The 5430-nt window shown below is 69.3% G+C and carries 2 protein-coding genes and 1 riboswitch; of the genes, one reads left to right on the top strand and one right to left on the bottom strand.

What is annotated here, in order from left to right; genetic code table 11:
* A partial coding sequence (locus KBX53_RS20875; protein WP_210861149.1) for a thiamine phosphate synthase occupies positions 1–264 on the bottom strand: 264 nt, incomplete at its 3' end.
* Positions 259–368: riboswitch (TPP riboswitch) on the bottom strand. It overlaps the preceding gene by 6 nt.
* Positions 369–680: 312 nt before the next feature.
* On the opposite strand from KBX53_RS20875, the gene KBX53_RS20870 reads away from it, so the two are divergent.
* Positions 681–5430, top strand: a 4750-nt coding sequence (locus KBX53_RS20870; RefSeq protein WP_210861147.1) for a ThuA domain-containing protein, incomplete at its 3' end; no start/stop codon positions are given.

The following is a 5430-nucleotide window of genomic DNA, read 5'->3' as shown; positions in this document are numbered from 1 at the left end:
GGCGCCGACGTGGCCACCGGCGGCGCCCACCGCCAGCGCCACGTGCAACCGGTCGTTGACCAGGCAGGACGCCCCGTACGAGGTGCACAGCGCCAGCACCCGTCGGGCCAGGTCGTACGCCTCACGGTCGGTGGCGGAATCCTCCACCCGGACCTGCACCACCAGCTCGGCACGGGCCGCGCTGAGGGCGGCCCGGACCACGGCGAGTGGGTCACGCCCGGGTCGGGTGTCGGTGATGAGATGCAATCGCCCCAGGGACGGCACGGCAACACTCCTCCCTGCGCCGGCATTACCCGGATCAGGTTCGACGGTCGGGGGCTGTCAGCCCCCCTCTCAGCCCGGTACACCGGGCTCCCGTGGGTTACTTGCGTGTCACCGTACGACAGATCCGCCGGCCTGCCAAGGTGCCGGGTCGGCGGCGACCGGCGGGCCGGACCACATCAGAACGATCAAGATCCATGGGGCACTTCATGCGGTCCTGTTCGGAATGTCGCCCGCCGTTGCAGAACCGTTACCCGTCCGCATCTTGCCCGACATCGAGCCAGCCGAATTAATTTGTTCAGCGATTCGACAAAATGTCGGTGGGGGCACCCTGGCACGGCGTCACCACCGGCTCCATCAGGGACGGCCTTCGGCGAGCCGACTCCCGCGAGCTCTGTCACTACGACACAGGAGGCGGCGTGTCCCGTTCTCGTCGTGCCCGCGTACCCATCACCGCAACCCTGATCTCCCTGGCCATGGCCTCGACCACCCTGTTCGGCACGCCCGCCCAGGCGGCCGCCCAGGTCCCCCCACGGGATGCGAAAGCCGCAGCCCCGGTCAGCCAGGTGGCGCCGAAGGCGCCAAAGGCCGCAGCCGATCCCTACTCCGTCCTCGTCTTCTCCAAGACCGCCGGCTTCCGGCACGACTCCATCCCCACCGGCATCGCCGCCATCCAACAACTCGGCGCCGCCAACGGATTCACCGTTGACAACTCCGAGGACGGCGCCGCATTCACCGACGCCAACCTGGCGAAGTACAAGGCGGTGATCTGGCTCTCCACCACCGGTGACGTGCTCAACGCCGAGCAGCAGGCGGCGTTCGAGCGCTACGTGAAGGCCGGCGGTGGTTACGTCGGCATCCACGCCGCGTCGGACACCGAGTACAGCTGGGCCTGGTACGGCGACCTGGTCGGCGCGTACTTCGCCAACCACCCGCAGAACCAGACGGCCACCGTCAAGGTGGAGGACCACGCCCACCCGTCCACTGCGGAGTTGCCGGACCGCTGGTCCCGCTTCGACGAGTGGTACAACTACCAGAGCAACCCGCGGCCGGACGTGCACGTGCTGGCCAGCCTGGACGAGAAGAGCTACACCCCCGGCGCCGGCGCGATGGGTGCCGACCACCCGGTCGCCTGGTGTCAGGACTACGACGGTGGCCGCTCCTGGTACACCGGTCTGGGGCACACCCGGGAGTCGTACGCCGAGCCCGGCTTCCTCTCCCACCTGCTCGGCGGCATCCAGAGCGCCGCCGGTGTGGTGGACGCCGACTGTGGCGCCTCGAAGACCTCCAACTTCGAGAAGGTCTCCCTGGACAGCAACACCAGCAACCCGATGGAGCTGGACATCGCCCCCGACGGGCGGGTCTTCTACATCGAGCGCGACGGTCGGGTGCAGATCATCAAGCCGGACACCGGCAACACCGTCACCGCCGTCGACCTGGACGTCTTCACCGGCAACGAGGACGGCCTGATCGGCATCCGGCTCGACCCGGACTTCGCCACCAACAAGTGGGTGTACCTGTACTACGCCCCGAACGACGGGGTCACCCGCAACCTGCTGTCCCGCTTCACGGTGACCGGTGACACCATCGACCCGGCCAGCGAGAAGCAGGTGCTGCGGGTCGACACCCAGCGCAACACCTGCTGCCACGCCGGTGGCAGCATGACCTTCGACGGTGAGGGCAACCTGTACCTGGCCACCGGCGACAACACCAACCCGTTCGAGTCGAACTCGTACTCGCCGATCGACGAGCGGGCCGGCCGCCAGGACTACGACGCGCAGCGCACCTCGGCCAACACGAACGACCTGCGCGGCAAGGTGATCCGGATCCATCCGGAGGCCGACGGGACGTACACGGTTCCGGCCGGCAACCTGTTCGCGCCGGGCACCGAGAAGACCCGTCCCGAGATCTACGCGATGGGCTTCCGCAACCCGTTCCGGATCGGCACCGACCCGAAGACCAACACGCTGTACGTCGCGGACTACGGGCCGGACGCCAACTCCGACAACCCGAACCGCGGCCCTCGGGGCCTGGTCGAGTGGAACATCGTGACCCCCGGCAACTACGGCTGGCCGTACTGCACCGGGACGAACGAGGCCTACAACGACTACACGTTCCCGTCCGGCCCGAGCGGCGCGAAGTTCGACTGCGCCGCGCCGGTGAACAACTCGCCCAACAACACCGGCCTGACCAACCTCCCGCCGGTCGTCCCCGCGACCGTCGACTACGGGTACGCCGGTGACGCGCGTTACCCGGAGATCGGCGGCGGTGGCGCCCCGATGGGCGGCCCGGTCTATCGCTACGACGCCGACCTCAACTCGACGCGCAAGTGGCCGGCGTACTACGACGGCAAGGCGCTGCTCGGCGAGTGGAACCAGAACAAGATGTACACGATGCAGCTGACCCCCGACGGCAAGTCGTTGGTGGACATCAACCAGCTGCTCACCGGGATGACCATGGTCCGGCCGATGGACTTCGAGTTCGGCCCCGACGGCGCGCTGTACCTGATCGAGTGGGGCAGCGGCTTCGGCGGCAACAACGACAACTCGGGCGTCTACCGGATCGACTACACCGCCGGGGACCGCGCACCGATCGCTGCGGCGTCCGCCACCCCGACCTCGGGTGCGGCGCCGTTGACGGTGACCTTCTCCAGCGCCGGATCCCGGGACCCGGACGGTGGCACGCTCACCTACGCCTGGGCCTTTGGCGACGGGCAGACCTCCACCGAGGCGAACCCGACCCACACGTACGCCACGGCGGGCAACTACACCGCCCAGCTCACCGTCACCAACCCCAAGGGCCGTACCGCGGTGGCCAACGTTCCGGTCACCGTGGGCAACACGTCCCCGACGGTGACCATCGAGTTCCCGCCGGACGGCGGGTTCTTCGAGTGGGGTGACCAGGTCCGCTACTCGATCAAGGTGACCGACCCGGAGGACGGGGAGATCGACTGTGACCGGGTGAACCTCCAGGTGCTCCTGGGTCACGACGAGCACGCCCACCCGTTGGAGCAGCACACCGGCTGCACCGGCACCGTCCAGACGTCGCTCGCCTCCGGGCACGGCGCCGAGGCGAACGTCTTCGCGGTCTTCGAGGCCACCTACACCGACGACGGTGGCGCCGGTGGCGCCAGCCCGCTCACCGGTCGGGTCATCGAGGTGCTGCAGCCCAAGCGCAAGCAGGCCGAGTTCTTCACCGCCACCGGGCGGGCACCGGTGAGCACCGGCGGCGGCGACGCCGGCGTGCAGCGGGAAACCGGCGCCGACACCGCCGGCGGCGGTCAGAACATCGGGTTCATCGAGGACGGCGACTGGTGGTCGCTCGCCCCGGCGGACCTGACCAACATCACCGAGATCCGGTTCCGGGCCGCCTCCGCCGCCGCTGGCGGTCGGATCGAGGTTCGCGCCGGTGCGGTTGACGGACCGGTGGTCGCCACGGCCACCGTGCCGGCGACCGGCGCGTGGCAGACGTACACGGACGTGAGCGCACCGGTCACCGGCGCCGCGAGCGGCTCGCTGTACTTCCTGGCCCGCGACCCGAACGGCGGATCGGGTTCGCTGTTCAACGTCAACTGGATGGACTTCGTCGGCCGCGGTGTCACCGAGAACGGGCCGCCGGTGGTCAGTGCCACGGCCACCCCGGCCACCGGCACCGCACCGGTCACCGTCGCCTTCGACGGCACGGCCACCGACGCCGAGGGCGACACCCCACTGACGTACGCCTGGGACTTCGGTGACGGCGGTACGGCGACCACACTGGACGCCAGCCACACCTACACCAGCGCGGGCACCTTCACGGCCACCCTCACGGTGACCGACAGCAAGGGCGCCAAGTCGTACGCCACGGTGCCGGTGCGGGTCGACGCGCCGGACACGTCCTGCTTCGGGGCGCGTTCGGACGACTTCAACGGCAACACCCTCGACAAGGACCGCTGGACGAGCGTGATCCGGGAGAACCAGCTCTACTCGCTCAGTGGCGGCGCACTGCGGCTGCCCACCGGCGTGGGTGACCTCTACGGCGCACGCAACGACGCCACCAACCTGGTGCTCCAGGCGGCTCCGACCGGCGCGTGGGAGATGACCACCAAGGTCACCCTGCCGGTGACGGCCAACTACCAGCAGGCCGGCCTGCTGGTGTACGGCGACGACGACAACTACGCCAAGCTGGACCTGCTGTACAACGGCAGCCGGCGGGTGGAGTTCATCCGGGAGACGGCGGGCACGCCGCGCAACGAGTCTGCCGACGCCACCAACGCACCGGCGGGTGACACCGTGTACCTGCGGGTCACCAGCGACGGGACGAACCTGACCGCGTCCGTTTCGGGCGACGGTCAGACGTTCACCCCGGTCGGCCGTTCGGCCGCGCTCGCCGGCATCACCAACCCGCGGATCGGGGTCTTCGCGCTCAACGGTGGCACCGAGGCACCGGTTGTCGACGCGGCCTTCGACTCGTTCCAGGTGACGCCGGACGCCCCGGCCGGGCCGGTCGACCCCTCGGACGAGTTCAACGGCAGCACGCTGGACAAGTGCCGGTGGGACGCGATCCTGCGGGAGGACCCGACCGGTTACCGGGTCACCGGTGGCGCGTTGCGGATCGACGTGCCCAACGGTGACATCTACGGCACCGACAACACCGGGCCGAAGAACTTCATCCTCCAGACCGCGCCTTGGGGCGACTGGACCCTGGAGACGAAGGTCGACGGCAGTCTGCTGAACGAGCAGTACCAGCAGGCCGGTCTGCTCGTGCAGGCCGACGACGACAACTACCTGAAGTTCGACTTCATCGCGGACAACCAGGCCGGCTCGGCGGTGACGCGGCGGATCGAGTTCCGCAGCGAGATCGCCGGTACGGTGCAGAACCCGCAGCCGGAGGTGACCAACCTGACCAGCGCCGTCTGGCACCTGCGGTTGGCGCGCGTCGGCAACACGTTCACCGCGTCGTACTCGGCGGACGGGACGACCTGGACCGCGTTGGAGGCGTTGACCAACACCGCGGTGGGTGCCACCCCGAAGGTGGGGCTGTTCACCCTCGGCGCCAACCAGACGGCGTCGAAGACCGCCTCGTTCGACTACTTCCGGCTCAGCACGGAGGTGGCCGACGAGACCGCACCGGTGACCACCGCGGCGGTTTCCGGCACCCCGACCGACGGGTGGTACACCGGACCGGCGA

The organism is Micromonospora sp. M51 (genome assembly GCF_018070305.1).
Classification (GTDB): domain Bacteria; phylum Actinomycetota; class Actinomycetes; order Mycobacteriales; family Micromonosporaceae; genus Micromonospora; species Micromonospora parva.
This window is presented reverse-complemented; position numbering and strand designations above follow the sequence as displayed.